Here is a 1,746-nt window from a genome sequence, read left to right on the forward strand (position 1 = left end):
GAAGTCCCGCATGTCCCAATCCGACGACTCCTACCTGCGCCATCAGCAGCAGCGATGGACGCGCCATGACGCGCATCTATGGATCCGCCCCGACGCGGCGCGCTGGGTGAAGCCCGGGTTCGATCCAGCCGACATCTATCCCACGCTGGCGCGCAAACCCGACGCGGCACAAGCCGCCTTCGAGGCCGAGGTCGAGGACCAACGGCACGCCGTGCTGCGCGAACAGCTGGCCTCGCTCCGGGCCGAGCTGAAGCGGCGGCTGGAAGAAGCAAAGTACAGCCCGAGCCAGCCGCGCGTGCCCGCCGGCAATCCGCGCGGCGGGCAGTGGAGCAACAGAAACGAGCGTGGAGCAAGCTTCGGTAACGCGCAGAGTGAAGCGGGCGCGGATGGCACGGACGGCGCAGAAGACGCCGGCAATGCAGGCGGCTCGCAAGACGCAGCACCTTCAGAAGCGGAGAGTTCACAGCGATCGGAAGGCGACAGCACGCGCGGCTACGATGATCGGCTGGCGGCTTCGGACAAGCCTTCGCTCGGCCGCATGGCGATGCTGGGAATCATGGCACGCGCGGCGGAGCGGCTGATCCAGGCCTATCGCTCGGAAAACTTCCTGAATGACCTGTTCGGCAACAGAACTGGCGCGGTCGCGGTCACGACGATGGACGATAAGGATATCTACGGTTCGAACTCGACGTCATTGAGTTACACGGATGCCGACTTCAGAGCTGCCACAGAGCTGCGAGACAAGCTGATCGCGAAATATCCAACCGTAATGAGTGTAGAGAACGTCGGCTACGCGCCAAGCAACGCATTGTTTCACGCCGAGACGAATGTTCTACTGAGAGCTGCTGAAGCGAATAGCGGCACTCTGGCCGGCCGCTTGCTGGATATCTATGTCGATCGGAAGATATGCGAGAATTGCAAATCGATGATTCCTCTGGTCGGGCTCGAACTGGGCAATCCCACCCTGACCTATGTGGACCCCTACAAGATTCATTCGATCACGAACGGCACAATAACTTCCCGGAGCAGACGGTGAGAAAAAACTGTTATTTGCATGACCATGATGGCCCGTTTTGGCCGAGGCCGGACCAGTTGGAGAAAGACTTTTTAGCTCCACGGGGACGACTATGGGCATCTCCCAACGGCAACGACCATTGGGGCTTGGGCGTGGAGGGCCTTTACGGCACCGATGCATTGCCGCACCGTGAGTCCGTCAACGTCAAGTTGGACATGATAGGAAGTCCAGACCATGGCGTTCTGCTGCAATACAACAAGTGGGACGGCCGGATTCAGCGGCGGGACTGTTACGTCTCCAAGGGTGATCTCAGCCGGCTGCGCCGATTTATGTACAGCCTGCATGGCGACCCGTACTCGCTCGGTGTGTTCATTCCGTTTGAGTCTGCGTGGAAGGCTGTCAAGGAATTCATCGAGAAGGATGGCGAACTGCCGACCAGCATCGAATGGGTCGCGGCCGGAGCCCTGCCGCCAGAGACGTTCCCCGCTCCGACATGGCCTCCGCAAAGGCTTCCGGGGTAGTCGAGCCTGATCGGCTTTCCGCTTGCCGACGCCGAGGAAATGCCCGACGTCGCCGCCAATTCGCTCTCCATCGCGTTCGGCGATTTCCGCCGCGGCTATCTGATCGTCGACCGCGCCGGCGTGCGCGTGATCCGCGATCCCTTCACCGCAAAGCCCTACATCCTGTTCTACACGACAAAGCGGGTCGGCGGCGGCGTGCAGGATTTTGAC

General features: G+C 61.0%; 1 protein-coding gene and 2 pseudogenes. All 3 read left to right on the plus strand.

Features of this window, described 5'->3' with window-relative positions:
- Window positions 1-1,036 (plus strand): annotated as a pseudogene (locus VGP39_RS03585) (hypothetical protein); the annotation flags it as partial.
- A complete protein-coding gene (locus VGP39_RS03590; RefSeq protein WP_327566734.1) occupies window positions 1,033-1,536 on the plus strand; it encodes an Imm1 family immunity protein in 504 nt (167 codons plus the stop codon). The pseudogene VGP39_RS03585 and the gene VGP39_RS03590, both read left to right, overlap by 4 nt.
- Window positions 1,537-1,746: pseudogene (locus VGP39_RS03595) on the plus strand (phage major capsid protein); the annotation flags it as partial.

The organism is Bradyrhizobium sp. (genome assembly GCF_036009065.1).
Lineage (GTDB): Bacteria > Pseudomonadota > Alphaproteobacteria > Rhizobiales > Xanthobacteraceae > Bradyrhizobium.